Annotated in this window: 15 protein-coding genes; 4 read left to right on the forward strand and 11 right to left on the reverse strand. The window is 66.3% G+C overall.

Going from position 1 to position 16,662, the window contains the following annotated elements:
• Positions 1–192 precede the first annotated feature (192 nt).
• On the forward strand, positions 193–1,344 hold the full coding sequence (locus AC3WJR_RS08065) for an endo-1,4-beta-xylanase (protein WP_492723768.1): 1,152 nt from the start codon (positions 193–195) through the stop codon (positions 1,342–1,344).
• A 276-nt stretch (positions 1,345–1,620) separates the two neighbouring features.
• A complete protein-coding gene (locus AC3WJR_RS08070) occupies positions 1,621–3,474 on the forward strand; it encodes an energy transducer TonB (protein WP_492723770.1) in 1,854 nt (617 codons plus the stop codon).
• Here AC3WJR_RS08070 and AC3WJR_RS08075 read toward each other — a convergent pair.
• The 6 genes from AC3WJR_RS08075 to AC3WJR_RS08100 form a co-directional block, all read right to left on the reverse strand.
• On the reverse strand, positions 3,446–3,964 hold the full coding sequence (locus AC3WJR_RS08075) for a TlpA family protein disulfide reductase (protein ID WP_492723773.1): 519 nt from the start codon (positions 3,962–3,964) through the stop codon (positions 3,446–3,448). The two genes, AC3WJR_RS08070 and AC3WJR_RS08075, sit on opposite strands and share 29 nt — an antisense overlap.
• Before the next feature lie 158 nt (positions 3,965–4,122).
• A complete protein-coding gene (locus AC3WJR_RS08080) occupies positions 4,123–5,565 on the reverse strand; it encodes a family 43 glycosylhydrolase (protein WP_492723775.1) in 1,443 nt (480 codons plus the stop codon).
• An 8-nt stretch (positions 5,566–5,573) separates the two neighbouring features.
• Complete coding sequence (locus AC3WJR_RS08085) at positions 5,574–6,314, reverse strand: acetylxylan esterase (protein WP_492723777.1); 741 nt, start codon at positions 6,312–6,314, stop codon at positions 5,574–5,576.
• Between the two features lie 214 nt (positions 6,315–6,528).
• Complete coding sequence (locus AC3WJR_RS08090; protein ID WP_492723779.1) at positions 6,529–7,524, reverse strand: hypothetical protein; 996 nt, start codon at positions 7,522–7,524, stop codon at positions 6,529–6,531.
• 55 nt (positions 7,525–7,579) lie between these two features.
• Positions 7,580–7,840, reverse strand: coding sequence for a hypothetical protein (locus tag AC3WJR_RS08095; protein WP_354282547.1), 261 nt, complete (start codon positions 7,838–7,840; stop codon positions 7,580–7,582).
• Between the two features lie 4 nt (positions 7,841–7,844).
• Positions 7,845–8,507, reverse strand: coding sequence for an arylesterase (locus AC3WJR_RS08100; protein ID WP_492723780.1), 663 nt, complete (start codon positions 8,505–8,507; stop codon positions 7,845–7,847).
• Here AC3WJR_RS08100 and AC3WJR_RS08105 point away from each other — a divergent pair.
• Together AC3WJR_RS08105 and AC3WJR_RS08110 are read left to right on the forward strand one after the other, a co-directional pair.
• Complete coding sequence (locus AC3WJR_RS08105) at positions 8,495–9,199, forward strand: ABC transporter ATP-binding protein (protein WP_492723781.1); 705 nt, start codon at positions 8,495–8,497, stop codon at positions 9,197–9,199. The genes AC3WJR_RS08100 and AC3WJR_RS08105 overlap by 13 nt on opposite strands.
• Entirely contained in the window at positions 9,196–11,691 is a 2,496-nt protein-coding gene (locus tag AC3WJR_RS08110) for an ABC transporter permease (RefSeq protein ID WP_492723783.1), read from the forward strand. The genes AC3WJR_RS08105 and AC3WJR_RS08110 overlap by 4 nt, the downstream gene beginning before the upstream one ends.
• An 8-nt stretch (positions 11,692–11,699) precedes the next feature.
• Here the strand turns inward: AC3WJR_RS08110 and AC3WJR_RS08115 are convergent, their stop codons facing one another.
• From AC3WJR_RS08115 to AC3WJR_RS08135, 5 genes are all read right to left on the reverse strand, one after another.
• Positions 11,700–12,215, reverse strand: coding sequence for a YdcF family protein (locus AC3WJR_RS08115; protein WP_492723785.1), 516 nt, complete (start codon positions 12,213–12,215; stop codon positions 11,700–11,702).
• 51 nt (positions 12,216–12,266) lie between these two features.
• On the reverse strand, positions 12,267–13,721 hold the full coding sequence (locus AC3WJR_RS08120; RefSeq protein WP_492723788.1) for a deoxyribodipyrimidine photo-lyase: 1,455 nt from the start codon (positions 13,719–13,721) through the stop codon (positions 12,267–12,269).
• A 2-nt stretch (positions 13,722–13,723) separates the two neighbouring features.
• The gene (locus tag AC3WJR_RS08125) at positions 13,724–14,218 is read right to left on the reverse strand and encodes a DUF427 domain-containing protein (RefSeq protein WP_492723790.1); all 495 of its coding nucleotides are present in this window, start codon (positions 14,216–14,218) and stop codon (positions 13,724–13,726) included.
• 4 nt (positions 14,219–14,222) lie between these two features.
• Entirely contained in the window at positions 14,223–15,965 is a 1,743-nt protein-coding gene (locus AC3WJR_RS08130; RefSeq protein WP_492723792.1) for a tryptophan-rich sensory protein, read from the reverse strand.
• 108 nt (positions 15,966–16,073) lie between these two features.
• Positions 16,074–16,634 (reverse strand): YkgJ family cysteine cluster protein, encoded by a 561-nt coding sequence (locus AC3WJR_RS08135; RefSeq protein ID WP_492723795.1) that lies wholly within the window; start codon positions 16,632–16,634, stop codon positions 16,074–16,076.
• Positions 16,635–16,662 lie beyond the last annotated feature (28 nt).

Raw genomic sequence — 16,662 nt, forward strand, 5'->3', positions numbered from 1 at the left:
CCGTGCGCCGTCGGTTTTACCGAACGTGCCAAGAAGCAGAACCCTGACCTCATTGTCGCGAGGGTCGGATACCCGTGGGTAACGGACGGCTCACGCGCTCCGCAGTGGCCAATGCCAATCCTTGACGTCACGCCCCCAACCTTCGAGAGTTAACGCCATCATCGATAGTGTTACTCCTCGAAGAGGTTGATCATGACCGGTTTTGCGCGTCGCGACGTTCTGATGGCCGGTATCATGGGTGCGGTGGCTTCCCCGCTTGTGGCAAAGACCGACACCCCGCCCTCCCTCGACGTGCTGGCGCGACGCAAGGGCTTGCGGTTCGGCTCCGCTATCAGCTGGGGCACCGCGGGGGCCGATCGCGGATCGATTGCCAACCCACCGTACGCGCGGCTTGTCGCGGCGGAGTGCGGGGTGATCGTCGCCGAAAACGAGATGAAGTGGCAGGCCTTGCGGCCGTCGCCGACCGCCTTCGCGTTTGAACGGTTCGACGCCATCGTCGCCTGGGCCGAAAGTAAGCGCCTAGCTACGCGGGGCCATAACCTTTTGTGGCATCAACCCAAATGGTTGCCCAGATGGCTCAACAGCTACGATTTCAGCGCGACGCCGAAACGCGAGGGTGAGCGATTGCTGACCACGCATATCGATACCGTCCTGGCGCGTTATGGGAAGCGGATCGAAAGCTATGACGTGGTCAACGAAGCCGTCCGCCCGTCAGACGGGCAGCTGTACGATACCAGCCTGTCGACCGCGATTGGCGGGGCGGAGGCGACGCTCGATCTGGCGTTCCACACCGCGCGTGCCGGGGCCCCACGCGCAGAACTGGTCTATAACGATTACATGAGCTGGGAGCCGGGAAACGCATCCCACCGTGCCGGCGTGCTCAAACTGCTCGAAGGGTTCAAGCGCCGTGGGACGCCCGTGGACGCGCTTGGCGTGCAGTCGCATCTCGTGACCCAGGGTCTGGATGCCAGGGCCAGCGTGACTCGGCTCGAACGGGACTGGCGACAGTTCCTCGATGCAGTGACGCAAATGGGCTATGCACTGGTGCTGACCGAGCTCGACGTGCGCGACAACGGATTGCCGACCGAGATCACGCCGCGGGACCGCGCCGTCGCTGATTTCACGAAGGGATATCTGGACGTCACGTTGAGCTATCCGGCCGTGCGCGACGTGCTCAGCTGGGGGCTGTGCGACCGATACAGCTGGATCGAGGGGTTCGAACCGCGCAAGGACAAAGCGCTTCGCCGGCCGACGTTGTACGACAGGGAGTTCAGACCGAAGCCTATGCGTGAGGCGGTGGCCGCCGCATTCGCCGCCGCCCCGCCGCGAAACCGTGCCACGTGATAGCGCCCGGATTATTCTGACCGCCGTTCGCGCTCGTCGCCCGGGCGGCGTTTGATGTCCCGGGCATGGCGCACCACTTTGCCCCGTCCGCGCGCGCCCGAGCCTTTGAAGATGACGCTTACGTACGGTGCTTTCCCCTGTTATCGTCCCGCAGGGGTTTGAAAACGGGGGGATTGAATGCGACGGATCAGCAAAGGCTGGCTTCGGGTTGCGGCATGTGCGGCGGTTCTGGGGGGCGGTAGCGCCATAGCACAGACAGCACCGCAAACCCCGCAAATGCTGTTCGACACCGCGCAGGCGGCATTGGAAAAGGGCAACTTTGCCGCCGCCATCACCGGCTATCGCGCCGCGGTGGCGGGGTTGCCACCGTTGGCGCGATCGACCGCCGTGATCCGGGCGCGCCTCGCCTATGCACTACAGCAGAGCGGCCAGTTCGATCCCGCGATGGCCGAGGCGACGCTCGCGGTCCGTGCCTTCGCCGCACAAAAGGTCACGCGCGACGAGGACCTGGCGTATTCCCTGCGGTTGCTTGGCAGCCTGCACCGTGGCGGGGCAAATAACACGCAGGCGATTACCGAGTTGCAACGTGCAATCGCCGCCGAAACCGACACCAAGTCCACGGACGCCTTGTCGGTGCGCTACACACTGGCGCTGGCCGCACTCACTGAGCAGCCCGATCTGGCCGCGGCGACGCTCGACGCGGTCCGCGCCGACGCCCCCAGCTTTGCCAAACTGCCCAAGACCGACCAGGCTAACTTCTTCAGCGTACGCGCGCTCGCCGACCTCAATCGCGGGCAGCCCAAACTCGCCGCGCCGTTCATCGAACAGGCGCTCGACCTGACCGGCCGGACCACGACCAAAGTCTCGATCAGTCAGGTGCGCATCCGCGGCAATGCAGCGCTCATCTATGCCCGCCTCGGCGATTCGGAAAAGGTGCGGCAATATCTGACCTATTCCGGCGCAGGGCATTTGCCCGACCAAAGCTGGATGACGATGTCGGACAAGGACCTGCCGGTGTGCGGCGGGGACGTCGCGCCGCAGGACGTCGCGGTGGTCGAGTTTGCAATCGAGGACAACGGGCGCGTCTCCGGGGCAAGTCCGGTGTATGCAAGCAAGCCGGGGCCACTGGGCAACGTGTTCGCCGCAGCCGTCGCGGAGTGGCGCTGGCAACCCGCTGCACTGGCAAAGCTCGATCCATTCTGGCGACAGTCGATCCGGCTCGAACTGCGCTGCGTCAAGCGCCCGCCCCTGCTCGCGCTGTCGGATGCGTTCAACGATCGGACGCGCGACTGGCTCACGCAGATCCACGTCGATCCCGACGTGATCACCCCTACGTTTGATCCGAACCAGCCCGGTGCCGGTGCCATTCCCCGGGCGCTGGCGGCGGTGTATACCGCGAAGGACAATCGTAGTCGCGCCGAGGCGGTTGCCGCGCTCGATGCTGTGCTGGTTTCGCTAAATGCGCCTGCAGAAGCGCGTGCCTACGCCCTATTCGTCGGGGCTTCCCCGGTCCGTTCCGCCACGCGCAGCGGGTATGAAAGCGACAAGGCACGCGCTTTCGGCGTTGCGGTCGCGCGGCTCGAAACGCAGTCAGGTTCTGAACGCGCGCGCGCCTGGTTGCGCACCGAACAGGCGCTGGCGCTCGAAGCGAGCGGCACGCTCGCACCGGCACGCCAGCTGTTGCAGGGGGTGATCGCAACGCCCGCGGCATCAATTCCGCAGGACGATCCGATCCGCAGCCTCGCACAGCTCCATTTGTCGCTGATCGAGAAACGCGACGGTGCCCCTGCCCGCGCCGACCAGCGACTGACCGAGGCGGGCATCACGCCCGAGCAATGCTCGCTGCTCGATGTCCGCCCCGTCCCGCAAAACACCAATATCTCAAGCGCCGCGTTCCCGAGCGAGGCGCTACGCTGGAACTTCGAGGGGAATGCGCGCGTGGCGTTCGACATTGCCGCCGATGGCCGGGTCGAGCAGACGCGCACGGTGATCGCCTATCCGCCGTTCGTCTTCGGGCCAGCGACCGAGCGCGCTGTCGCACGCTTCCGATATCTTCCGCCGACGCTCGGCAACGAAGTGCTTGGGTGCGTCGGCCAGTCGGTCAACGTCCATTACCAGATGCCGAAGTAACCCCTAACAGCGTGTCGACCAGCCGGGTGATTTCGCCCGGCCGGAACGCCCCCGCCTCGACCCGCACGATCCGCCCGGAAGGGTCGATCACATACGTCGTCGGAACCGCGGCACCACGTGGGCGATATGGCGCGGTGATGGCGGTCGCGACGGGCACGCGCATCGCCGCCGCCTGACGCGCGAGCAGCCGCGGCTCTGTCCGCTTCCCGGCGTCGATCGCGAACACCGCAACGCGAGCGGCACCATGCCGCGCGAGCACCGCATCGAGCTCGACAAGCTCGCGCTTGCACGGCGCGCACCAGGTCGCCCAGAAATTGAGGATCACGACGCGGCCGGCAAGGCTGCGCGAGTCAACCTCCCCGCCCTCATAGAGACGGACCGTAAAGGCGGGAGCCTGCTCCGCCACCGTTGTGGCAGGAACTGGTGCAGCGGGAAGCGGGGCAGCCGCCAGAACGGCCGCGATCGCTCCGGCACGTGAGTAGCGTTGCACCGAATCCTCCTGTTTCGCACATTGGCTAGGCGACCGAAGGCTAGCCGTGCGCCTAAGGTGGCGCCAGACTATCTCGCATCTCCTGCCGGAGCGTTCCTCGCCCGTTCGTCCCCCCGTCGATCACGCTTGGGACTGTTGGTCGAAAACTCGAGACCGGGTCAGGGCCGCTGGAAGGTCCACCGTCCTGTATCGCTGGCGGGAGAGAATGCTGCCAGCGCCGGCGTGCTTCGGCCAAGGGCCACCAGTGCCACAGGCCCCTTCGACCCGACGCTGACCTTGGGCATGATCCGGTAGGTGCCGTCGTTCAGCTGATCGATCCGCCAGAGCTGTCCCTGGGAACCATCGAAGGTCGGTACGGCGCGAACGGTCCCTTGCGGACCGACCGCAAGAGCGCGCTCAGTCCCGGCGATGACGATCTTGTAGTAAGGCGCGCCGAACGCACCGCCTGCGCCCGCCACCGGTGAGATCGTCCATTGCTGATGCGCGCGGATCATATAGTCGCCCAGATCCACCTCGGCGTCCCCCGCGGGCCACGACGTCCGACCTTCCGCCAGTGTCTGATTGGGGATCGGCGCTACGGGCTCGTTGCTCTTCGCCATGAAACTGCGCCGCACGTTGAAGGGCATGCGCACGAAATCGACCGCCAGTTGCAGGGCTCCGCCACTGCGCTCGGACTGGATCTCGTAGGTGCCGGGTACAATGTTCGCGCCACCGACGGGCCAGCCGTCTTTCCAAAGTAGCGGCTGGATCGCGAGGACGCTGCGCCCACTGCGATCGAGATCCGCTTCATAATGCATCGAGTATTTCTCGACGCCGTCCCCGAGGTCGATCAGTCCGAAATGCCCGGGGCCATATTGCCGCCCCCGTCCGGCCACGACGAGTTTGCCACCCCCTTTGAGGAGCGGCACGCCCATGTTGTCGACATACGGTCCAAGCGGACTGCGCGAACGACCGACCCGAATGTTGTACGACGAGTTGGGCCCGTCACAGCACGTCCCATGCGTCCCCAGCAGATAGTACCACCCGTCGCGGTGCAGCAGCGCGGTCGCCTCCATGTCGATAGCGATATCAACGGGCTGGTTGCCCGCCAGACGACCTCCGGTCTTGGGATCGAGTTCGACCATGCGGATCGACCCAAAATATGTGCCGTAGCTCAGCCACAGATGCCCGTCGGCGTAGAGGAACGCCGGGTCGATCGCATCCGCCACTTCGATCCCGTTGGTCGATGCGACGATCCCGACGTCATGATAGCCGAACGCCGGCGATTTGGGATCGAGCGAGTTGGTCCACATGATCTTGACGTTGCTGGAATGGCCGCCGTTCATCCCCCCGCCCCCGACGGCATAGGCAACGTAATAGCGGTCGCCGATCTTGATCACGTCGGGTGCGACACCGCCCCCGGGCCGTTCGCCACCGCTGTGCCAGACCCAGCCATCGTCGGACACGAGCCCACCGCCGCGGGTACCGAAGGTCCACCATTTGCCGTCCGACAAGGTCAGGGTCGACGGATCGTGAATGAACGGCTCGCCCTCGAGTTGCGCCGATGCGGTACCGGGAACCGCGAGCAGCATCGCTGCTGCCAGGACGATGGAGCGCTGCATGATGATCCTCACTTCACGTCGACCTTGATGTCCCGGATCGGACGGCCGCTTTCGTCGAGCAGGCGGACGCAGAAGTCGCTCAGGCCGGGTCCGTTGATCACCGCGCCGCGCAGGACGTTGCGCCCCTTGCGAAGCGTCACGGGGCGCGACAGCACGTCGTCCATGACCATGCGTCGATCGCCGAACAGGCCGACGGTTTCCTTGCCGTTGAGCCACCACACGGAAGCGGAATTGGAGCCGACCGCGAGACGAACGTCCCGCATCTCGCGCGGGCTGTCGACGACGGTGACCGCCCAGAAGATGACGCCGTAGGTCGGCTTGCCCAGCCCTTGCGCCAGATTGAACAGCTTGACGTCGAACAGGTTGGTATCGAGCGCGTGCCACCGCGGCGTACCTGGTGCGGTCGTCGTTTGACCGTCCCGCGGCACGGCGTCGAACCGGCCAGGATAGTTTGCGGGCGATAAGGCATCGCGCACATAGGCCGATGTGAAGCCCGAGTTCGTCCGGTTGGGCTTGACGATCGGCTCCAGCAACAGCCAGCGGCGAAGGAATCCGTCCTCGTCCGGGGTACCGGGAGCAGCAGTCGCCGGACTGAAGAACGGTGCGAGTCCGGTTGGCGGGGGCAGCGCCTCGACCACGTTGCCGGCGGTCTGCGCGTGGAGCGTGGCCGGTATGGACAGGCCCAGCAAGACGGTCGTCAAGACCCGCCATATGCCGCGATGCCGTATCGTCTGGTCGGACCCAGTCATCGTCAGCTCCTCAACCCCCTGGCGACTCGATGCACGGTCACCTTGTTATCGGTACCATTACGCTAGGGGGTGTTGATCCCTGCCGTCAACCTGACACGATTGGACAAGTCCGATGTCCATTTCGTCTTGAGCCCCAGCCTGTTATCACCGATCGCGCCAGTCCCGTCTGGAAAAGGTTACTACATCTCCGCCAGTACGACTGAAATGTAAGTGGTCAACGCCTCGGCGCGCCCTGTTCTACGGCCCGCATATTCCAACGCTGGATTTGCTGTCTCCGTTCAATACTATTGTTTCCCTTGAGGGCGCGCAGACGTCGATACGCTGCCGCGCGACTGCAACCCGCAACTTCAAAGTACAAAACGGGTCGTTCGTCGACGCCAAGATTGCATATTTCCCCTAACGCATCCGGCTGGGCTGCGTGCGCCGGTCGCCCGCCACCAAGGTCGGCTGCGTAAAGCGCGCTGGCAATCAACGTTCCACGATCGGGGGACGCCTGCTCCGATACCCAGTAACCGGTGATCAAGGCCCCTACGATAGCGCCGAGCGCCGGCTTGACGATCGACAAGCCGAGCATCGCGAGCAGCACCACCATCATTCCGACCAAGACCAGGTGCGATCGGCCATTCACGAACGCTTCGAACATCGGCGACAGCAACGACAATAGTAACACCAGCCATATGAGGACGACGAAGGCCGACAGCATGAAACCGGCGGACGCCGCGAAAACGTCTTTATGTGGGGGTGGCCGACCGGTTGCGGCCCAACCGCCTGCCATGCCGCCGAGAACCGTGCCGCCGATAAATGCGATCGCAAGCTGGTCGAGATCCGCGATCAACGTCACGGCGACGACAAGGACCGTGACAAGCGCCGTCACGCCACAGGCCAGCTTGATCTTGCGCTCCGGCATGGTTGGCGCATTCCATCGGACCACCGTGGTCCAGACCGCAGGCAGAAGGACGATCACGGCGAACATCGTGGACGCCAGGATACCAAACAAAAGCAGGAACACCCAGTCGCTTGCCTGACTGACGGGAATTGGCGGCTGGTTCAGCTGGCCGAGATATCCGTTGAAGATGAACAGCATCGGCAGCGCCAGCACAGCCCCTATCGCTAAGGGAATAGGGGCAAGCTTGAGGATGGTATCCAGCAGCGGCGCATAGCGCTTGTTCTGCTTCAGAAGCCAACCGAGTTTCGACGGTGCGGGGGCCATGATGTTATTCCATCGTCGCTGGGTGACCAACCAGTTTGCAACGCAGCCGCGAGCGTCAGTCTTCGTCGAGGCTTTCCGCCATCTCCATGAAGCGTCGTGCAGCCGCGCGGTCCGCTTCGGACGGGAAGGCGACGTCCAGATCGGGCGCGGCACCGAGCATGTGCAGTAGCGTCCACAAACCGAAGCGGCGGTCGCGATCCTTTTCCAGTCCGAAATCGACCCGCATGTGCTCGATCCCTGCATCGAGCGCGGACGGGTTCAACGCGGCAAGATCGCTGCTGCCGAAATAGCGGCGGAACTGGTCGTCGAGGTCCATGCGCCTATTCTTTCAATGCGGAGCGAACGCTGGGCAGCATACGCCCGACGATGATCTCGACGCCGCGGGCGTTCGGGTGCAGGCCATCGGCCTGGAGCAGCGTGCGATTTCCCGCGACGCCTTCAAGGAAGAACGGGTAGCGCGCAACCCGATGGTGCTTGGCGAGCGCGGGGTAAATGCCTTCGAAAGCGGTCACATAGTCCGGCCCCAGATTCGGCGCAGCGCGCATTCCGGCGAGGAGTACGGGAATATGCCGGTTCCGCAGTTCCGTCAGGATCGCGTCGAGATTGGTTCTGGTCTGCCCCACCGGAAGCCCCCGCAGCATGTCGTTCGCGCCGAGTTCCACGATCACCAGATCGGGGGTCGCGCCAAGCCCACGCAGCCCCCAGCGCAGCCGCGCGCGTGCTTGCGCAGCGGTATCTCCCGCGACGCCGCCGTTGCGCACGGTGGCAGCGACACCCGCCCGCCGCAACGCGGCCTGCAGCCTTGCGGTGAACCCTGCAGCGGGTGGGAGGCCGTAGCCAGCGCTGAGGCTGTCGCCGAAGGCCCAGATCACCGGGGCACGCGGCGATGCGTCCGCGGTCGGCACAAATACCGCAGGCGACAGCAATGCGAGATGGACAATCCCTCGCCACCATCCATATCGCTTGAGACGTGACCATATCATCCCCCATCGATAGCGCGCTGATCGAAGCACGCAACGTCTCGCTGTCGCTCGGCCGTGCGCCGGCACGCGTGGACATCCTGCGCGGCATCGACCTGAGGGTGTCCGCGGGCGAAAGCGTCGCGCTGCTCGGGCCGTCGGGATCGGGCAAGTCGTCGCTGATGGCGGTGCTTGCCGGACTGGAACGCCCGAGCGGCGGCACCGTGACGGTCGCCGGGCTGGATTTCGCAGCCTTGGATGAGGACGCACTCGCGATCGCGCGGCGCGGGCGGATCGGTATCGTGCTGCAGGCATTCCATCTCCTCCCGACGATGACTGCACTCGAGAATGTCGCCGTCCCACTGGAACTGGCGGGCGCGCGCGACGCGTTCGAGCGCGCCGAGACAGAGCTTGCCGCGGTCGGCCTCGGCCACCGCACCGGGCACTATCCCGCGCAACTGTCGGGCGGGGAGCAGCAGCGCGTCGCGATCGCGCGAGCGCTGGTCGCCGCACCTGCGTTGATCTTCGCCGACGAACCAACCGGCAATCTCGATACCGCGACCGGTGCCGCAATCATGGACTTGCTGTTCGAACGCCACGCCGCCAGCGGGACGACACTGTTCGTCATCACGCACGATCCCGCCTTGGCAGCGCGATGCGCCCGGGTCGTCACGCTGGCGGACGGCCGCATCGCCACCGATCGGCCGCGCGCTTGAGCATCGCGTGGCGGCTGGCGCTGCGGGACCTGCGCCGTGGTGGGCGCGGACTGGTTCTGCTGGTGGCGTGCCTGTTCCTCGGGACCGCGGCGCTTGCCGGGATCGGTAGCCTTGCTGCGAGCATGATCGCGGCGCTCGACGCGAATGGCCGACAGATCCTTGGCGGCGACGTCGAGTTCACCGTGTCGCAGCGTCGCGCCACGGTGGCGGAACTGGCGACCTTCGCGCAGGCGGGCCGGGTGTCCGAGACGGTGTCGATGCGCGCGATGATGAGCAGAGGCGAAGGCACCCCCGCGATGCTCGTCGACCTGCGCGGTACGGACGCGGCGTGGCCGCTGGTGGGGCGTTTCCGGCTTGCGGCCGGGGCGCTCGCTTCCCGACCGCACGATCACGAGATCGCGATCGCGGCGGCTGCGGTGGACCGGCTGGGCGTGAAGGCTGGCGATACCGTCCGCATGGGTACGACCACCTTACGCGTCGTGGGGATCATCGCGGAGGAACCCGACCGGCTTGGCGCGGGGTTCACCCTCGGTCCCCCGGCGCTAGTCGATCTGGCAGGGCTGGATGCGACCGCGCTGGTTCAGCCCGGCAGCCTCTACGAAAGCCACTATCGCATCGCGCTCGCCAAGCCTGCCGATGCCAAGGCGGTACGGGATCGCTTGCTCGCGCGCGTATCAGACTCAGGATGGTCGGCGCGGACGAGCGACAGCGCGGCGGGCGGTTTGCGGCGCGGTATCGACCAGTTCGGCCAATTTCTTCTGCTCGTCGGCCTTGCCGCGCTCGCCATCGCGGGCGTCGGCGTGGGGAGCGGCGTTGCCGCCTATCTGGCGGGGAAGACCCCGATCATCGCGACGCTCAAGGTGCTGGGGGCGACCTCGCGGACGATCGCGACGGTGTTCCTTGCGCAACTCGGCATGGTCGCCGCGGTCGGGATCGGCGGCGGCTTGCTGGTCGGTGCGGCGGTACCATGGCTGGTCACGGGGATCGTCGGAGCAGCGCTTCCGGCGCCGCCACGTTTGGCGCTCTATCCCGTGCCCTTGGCGACGGCCGCGCTGCTGGCGCTACTCGTTGCACTGCTATTCGCTCTGCCCGCGCTGGCACGCGCACGCGACGTGCCCGCGGCGACCTTGCTGCGGGATGCGCTCGGCACCCGCCGCCGACCATCCGCGATCGTGCTGGGGGTGATGGCACTGCTGGTCGCGGCACTAGTTGCGCTCGTGGTTCTCACGACGTCCAACCGGCTTCTGGCGCTCGGATTCGTCGGGGCGGTGTCGGCATTGATCGTGCTGTTGTGGCTCGTTGGCCTTGCCACCCGGTTCACCGCTGCCAGACTTCCGCGTGCGAGAAGGCCGCTGGTGCGCCTCGCCATCGCCAATCTGCACCGACCCGGCGCGCAGACCGACCGCCTCGTGGTGGCGCTGGGCCTGGGCTTCTCGCTGTTCGTCGCGCTGGCGGTCATCGATGCGAGCCTGTCCTCTGAACTGCGCAACGCAGCCCCCGCCAAGGCACCGCGTTTCTTCGCGATCGACCTGCAACCCGAAGACGCCGCCGCCTTCGCTCAAGCCGTCAAGGGCGCAGCCCCCGCCGCGAAGATCGAGGCACTGCCATCGCTGCGCGGGTCGATCGTTGCGTTGCGCGGGCAACGCGTGGCCGACATGAAGACGCTGCCCGAGGGTGCCTGGATCCTGCGCGGGGACCGCACGATCACCTGGTCGGCGACGCTGCCCCCCCGCAACGCCGTCGTCGCCGGCCGGTGGTGGCCTGCCGACTATCGCGGCCCCCCGCTCGTTTCGCTCGAGGACAAGGCGGCGGCGGCGCTTGGCCTGAAGATCGGCGACACGATCACGGTTTCGGTGCTCGGCGTCGATGTGCCCGCGCGGATCACCGCCTTGCGCAAGATCGACTGGGGTGGGCTTGGGCTCAACTTCGCGATCGTCTTCTCACCGGGCTATATCGAGGAAGCGCCGCATGGCCTGCTTGCCAGCGTCTATGCCCCCCCTGTGCGCGACGGGGCGATCATGCGCAGCGTCGGGACAGCTTTGCCCTCGGTCACGATGATCCGCGTCGGTGACGTCATCGGCCAGCTCGGCGCGGTACTCGGCCAGATCGCAGTGGCGATCCGGGCGGCTGCGGCGGTGACGGTGGCGGCGGGGATCGCGGTGCTGATCGGCGCGGTGTCGGCATCGGCGCGCGCACGGCGGTACGATGCGGTGATCCTCAAGCTGCTCGGCGGCAGCCGACGCCAGGTATTGGGCGCGCAGGCGCTGGAATATGCGATGCTGGCGGCGATCCTGGTAGTGGTCGCGCTGGCGGTCGGAACGGGGGCGGGATGGTATGTCGTGACGCAGGTGTTCTCGATCGCCTGGGCACCGCGCTGGGACATCGTTGCGGCGACGCTGGCGCTCGCGGTCGCGATCACGCTCGGGATGGGGATCGCGGGCAGTATTCCTGCGCTTCGTGCCAAGCCCGCCGCGGCGCTGCGCGACCTTTGACGGCGCCGTTACTTGCGGCGCCCGCGCCAAACCGCGTTGAGGCCGGCCACTGCGTCATAGGGGATCGCGGCAAATTCACGGGCCCACATCTTGGCTTGCAACCGCTTCGGGCCGCGCGCGACGATCGGCACCGCGCGGGTCGAAAACCCCATCAGGCGGAACAGCATGATCACGCGCGGCTGATGATACGCATCCGTACAGGGTTGGATCGTGCCGTAGCCATGTTCGCGCCCATGCGCGACCGCCGCCTCTACCGTCTGCAGCGTGTCGCGGCTGGCTTCGTCGAGGATGAGCCGCTCGGCGGACACGACGCCATCGACCATATTGGCCATCGCGCGTGCTTCCGACGGGCGATACGTCCCTACCCCGCCCGACAGGAACAGATCCACGCTTGGATCACTTTGCGCGACCGCAGCGGCATAGCCGACGCGGCGCGCGAGCGCCGGGCTGGCGGTGCCGTCGGGACGCACCGCAGCGCCGAAGACGACGACGAGCGTCCGGTTGGCTTTGTCCCGTTGGGTCATGCTGTTCGTTTGGCGTTTCGGGTCAAGATTACGGGCTGATCAGTAAGTCTGTCACCCGGGGGCATAAAGCGCGCGCGGCAGATCTACGGGAACGCTCACCGCAGGGACAGGGCGCGACGCCGCCTTGGCGAGCCATGCGGCACCGCCATCGCGCGAGCGGGTGGACCCATCGCTGCGCGTCGCAACGCGCCCGTAGACGGGGCGGTCGGTATCCCCGGGCGACCCGCCGAACATTGCGGCGATATTGCCGTACGTCGCGGGATCACGACCATCCAGGCTCAGCCTGTCGTTGAGGTAACAGGCCGTTGCCCAGGCGGTTTCGGGGTCGGGCGTCATCGCGATGATGCGCTTGCTCCAATACATCCGCAGGTTGTTGTGCATCCAGCCGAAACGCAGGAACTGGCGCTGGCAAGCATTCCAGCTTTCATCGCGCGTCTCGCCTAGCAGCATCGCCGTCAGGCTTTCCAGATGGGACCGCGGGTCGCCGGCGTGGTCAGCTAGCGTCGCGCGCGCCCAACCGGCGACACGGTCGTACTGTTCTGGCTTGGCCAGAGCGCGTGCCTGATAATGGAACCACTCGCGCCACCCGAGCAGTTCGTCGGCGAACTTGATGCTGTGGCGTGCCCCGACAGCCGCCTGCTCCACCGCGCGCATCACCTCGCGCGGCCCGAGCACTCCGAAATGGAGATAGGGCGACAAGCCGCTTGCGCCCTCGCGCCGTGTCGCATCGTTGCGGGTCGTGGCGTAACCGGGCAGAACGTCCTGGATCAAGCGCATTAGCCGCGTTTCCGCCGCCGCTCGTCCTGCGGGAAAGGCGGCGCTTGCTGGCAGGCTGTGATCGATATCCAGCTCGGCGATCAATGCGTCGAGGTCGCCCTCCAGCGTATCGGGCACGAACGGCAACGTACCGTCATAGGGCGCGATGTCGGTCGACTCGTCGTCGGCGACGGTCCATGCCGCCCGCTCCGGTTCATGGCGTCGCAGGAAGCCGGAACGCCCCCCGATCCCCTCGCCCAAAACGGCAGGCGGTACGAGGCACGCGGCGTTGACCGCATAGACTGGGATTTTGATCCGTTCGGCCACCCGCTCCGCCTGCCAGCGTGCCACGAACGTCGGCTGGTCTTCCAGCACCAGCGCAGCGGCGTCGGCACCGAGCCTGTAGACCAGCCCTTTCTCGCGATGCCTCGCGCGATCGACGTGCTGGACGCAAGCAAGACCCCGCGCCCGACATCCCGCGGCAAGATCGCGGCTCGCACCAAGGATGAAGTGATGCAGCCGGTCGGAGGCATAGGGATAATCCTCCCGCACGCCGTGATAGACGAGCACCGGCAAGCCCAGCACATTGCCAAGCCGGACCGCTGCGTCGATAACCGGATTGTCGGTTGCACGCAGCGCCTGCTGGAGCCAGCACAGGACGTAACGCGCACCTTTCGCGACGGGGCGGTCATTCATCGCACGAACCCGCGGCAGCTCGCGCCAGTCGGCGAGCCCTTGCGGTAACGTCACACTCACCATCCCATGCTGCCGGGGACGCCCTTGAACGGCCCTGCAAGGTCGGACGTGATCCAGCCCCCATAGAAACCGCCGGGCTGGGGGATCACCCGCTCGCCATCGACCGCGCACAGGTCGAAAGGTGCCGCGTAGAACGCGACATGATCCCGAAGGATCGCGAAGGCAGGAGTGGGGTTCGCATAGCTCCAGCCCACGTCATTGAACGTGCGTCCGGCTATTTGGACATGCCAGTAGCGCGCCTCGCCCTTCCATTCGCAGAACGAACGGCGGGTCGACGGACGCAGCAGGCCGGGCGTGATTGCATCCGGCGGGATGTACCAGCTCGGCGGATGGCTCGTCTCGAGCGTGCGCACCGCCGCATTGGTGTCGGCGACGATGATTCCGGCGTGTTCGATATGAATCCGGCGGCGACTTGGCTCGGCGATCGCCGGCCGCGGATAGCGCCAGACACTTTCCTGTCCCGGGGCGGGCGTATCGGGCTTGGGCCTCACTGGCTCATCGCCCCTTTTCCGGATTGTCGCGCCAGATCCGTTCGGCAAGCAGAGTCGCAAAACCGAGCCACGCAACGAAGGGGATCCCGACCGCAGCCGCCGGTTTGTCCACCCGCGCGGCCGCGGCGACGTAAGCGGCGCTCGACGCGACCATCGCGCCCGATGCAGCGGCGCTCGCGCCGAGTTGCTTCTCGCGGAAGAACAATTGCGTCCAGCCGCCGACCATCGCGGTGTTGAGCAACCACAATCCGACGGCAGTATTGCGCGCGGTGCCCGAGGGCTGGCGCAACAGCCGATACCCGCCGACAGCCAGCCCGGTCTCGAGCACGGGCCACACTGCCCCGAACGCCGCATCGGGCGGCGTGAAACCGGGCTTGTCGAGCCCGCGATACCATTTGCGGATCCGGGGATGCGAGGGATCGGGCGCGTTGCGCCGCCCAACGACCGCACTCACGCCAAGCACGAGACCAACCGCGCCGAGCGCCAGCAGCGGCGACAGTGCGCCCTTTCCGGCTGCCGTCACAGCGCGTTCCGGTGCGTCGGAAGACCCGTCCGTGCGGTTTTGATCATATTGCGACAAGTCGGGTTCCTTCGTGCTACCGCCAAACAGCTTGCCGGTGATGCCGCGCACAGCGGGGCGGCTTGCCACGCTTAACGCACCATGCAGCAGACGGATGCCAAGCCGACTGTGCGGATTCATCAGTCGCGGAGCGATTTTGGGGACCCCCTGCGCATCCTCGACCATCGGGCGCATCGCGCGCTCATAGGCGGCAAACGCTGCTACGACATCGTCGGACCGCGCCATCTCGGCGGCCAGCACGTAGGCCCCGGTGATCGCCAGCGTCGTACCGATCCCGGCGATCGGCGTGGCGCACCACGCGGCATCTCCGGTCAGCACAACCCTGCCCTTCGACCAGCGCGGCATCCGCACCTGACGTAGTACGTCGAAATAGAAGTCGTCGGTTGTGTCCATGCCGTCCAGCACGCGCGCGGACTGCCAGCCGGCATCGCTGAACCGCTTGCGCAGCCATGTCTTCTGGCGCTCCTGGTTCCAATCCTGTTCGCCGCCGGGCGGCTGCTGGACCGACAGCATGACCCGTGTCGTGCCGTGGCGATCGGGTCGCAACGACACGCTTCGACCCCCGGGCGCGTTGTACCAACGCCAGAGCCGGTCATCATCCGCCGCGCGCGGAATGGTGAAATAGGCGATCGTCAGGTCCATCCAGCGCGGCGCGTTCTCCTGTGCAAAAACGTGCGCGCGCGTTGCCGAGCCCACGCCCTCCGCCACGATGACCGCATCATACCGCTCCGTCCGCCCGCTGGCGAAGGTGACGCAGGCGGCCTCATCGTCCTCGACGATCGCCGTCACACTGTCGCCGAAGCGGTAAGTTGCGCGCTCCGCGGCGGGCTCGTAGAGCAGCCGGGCGAGGTCGCCGCGCAGGATCTCCATCTCGGCGGTGGGTCCGTCGCCGTCCTGATCCGCGGTCAGGAATTGCGCAGCGATGTGGCCGTTTGCATCGACCCAAGCCGTGCCTTCCTCCCCGGTGCCCTGTTCCAGAGCGGACTGCTCAAGCCCCATCCGACGAAGCACTTCGCGCCCCGAACCGCGGACGTCGATATTCTGCCCGTCATCACGGAACGCAGGTGCGCGCTCGACCACGGTCACGTCGAAACCGGCGCGGCCAAGCCACCATGCGGCGGTGTTGCCGGCAACGCTGGCACCGGTGATCAGAATACGGCGGGACATGGCATTGCACTCCTCTGCACCGCACAACGGTCGAGCAGCGTTTAGGTCGCCTGATCTTGTGCGCGTCCGCAATCCCCCGCTACCCGGGTCCACCCACCAGCAGAATCGCTAGGCCTCGGTGCCGAAAACCCCGTAATGCTCGCGCCATGCCGCAACTTCGTCTCGCAGGTGCGCAGGGGCCGTCTCTCCGGACAGGACCAGGCTGGCCACGTCGTCCGTCGGGTGCATCAACATCTTCTTCGTCCCGTCGCTAAACCAGACGGGTACGAGCTGATGACACAGGCTGTCGAGAACGGCCCCGGCCATGCCCTTGTCGATCGCACCGCCGCGACTGGTGGTGCGGACGATGATCGACACGCCTTCGAAGCAATTGCGCGGCGCGCGTTCGAAATTGAGCGAGACGAGAAGGCCGGACAGATCCGGACGCGCCTGCTCCGGCATCGCCGCGGTGCGTCTCCAGGCACAGAACCACGTTCGGCAGATCGTGGGCCACGTCGCATGGATGCCGCACCCCTGTGGCGTGAGGTGCATGCAGGGCGTTTCGCCGGGCTTCCGAAACTCCGGCGTATCCACGGTCAGGACGGTGCAACAGACGGTGCAGTCACCACATACGCGGTCGGGGAGGACCGGCCCGAGCAGGATGGTTTCCAGATTTGCCTCGGTATGCATTGCGCGGGGTTGCCTTGGCCGCCGCGGA

It is taken from the genome of Sphingomonas sp. FW306-05-A, from assembly GCF_058782275.1.

Coding starts and splice junctions, on each gene's coding strand:
- AC3WJR_RS08065 (WP_492723768.1), top strand. CDS start 193: ATGACCGGTTTTGCGCGTCGCGACGTTCTGATGGCCGGTATCATGGGT.
- AC3WJR_RS08070 (WP_492723770.1), top strand. CDS start 1,621: ATGCTGTTCGACACCGCGCAGGCGGCATTGGAAAAGGGCAACTTTGCC.
- AC3WJR_RS08080 (WP_492723775.1), bottom strand. CDS start 5,565: ATGCAGCGCTCCATCGTCCTGGCAGCAGCGATGCTGCTCGCGGTTCCC.
- AC3WJR_RS08085 (WP_492723777.1), bottom strand. CDS start 6,314: ATGACTGGGTCCGACCAGACGATACGGCATCGCGGCATATGGCGGGTC.
- AC3WJR_RS08090 (WP_492723779.1), bottom strand. CDS start 7,524: ATGGCCCCCGCACCGTCGAAACTCGGTTGGCTTCTGAAGCAGAACAAG.
- AC3WJR_RS08095 (WP_354282547.1), bottom strand. CDS start 7,840: ATGGACCTCGACGACCAGTTCCGCCGCTATTTCGGCAGCAGCGATCTT.
- AC3WJR_RS08100 (WP_492723780.1), bottom strand. CDS start 8,507: ATGATATGGTCACGTCTCAAGCGATATGGATGGTGGCGAGGGATTGTC.
- AC3WJR_RS08115 (WP_492723785.1), bottom strand. CDS start 12,215: ATGACCCAACGGGACAAAGCCAACCGGACGCTCGTCGTCGTCTTCGGC.
- AC3WJR_RS08130 (WP_492723792.1), bottom strand. CDS start 15,965: ATGTCCCGCCGTATTCTGATCACCGGTGCCAGCGTTGCCGGCAACACC.
- AC3WJR_RS08135 (WP_492723795.1), bottom strand. CDS start 16,634: ATGCATACCGAGGCAAATCTGGAAACCATCCTGCTCGGGCCGGTCCTC.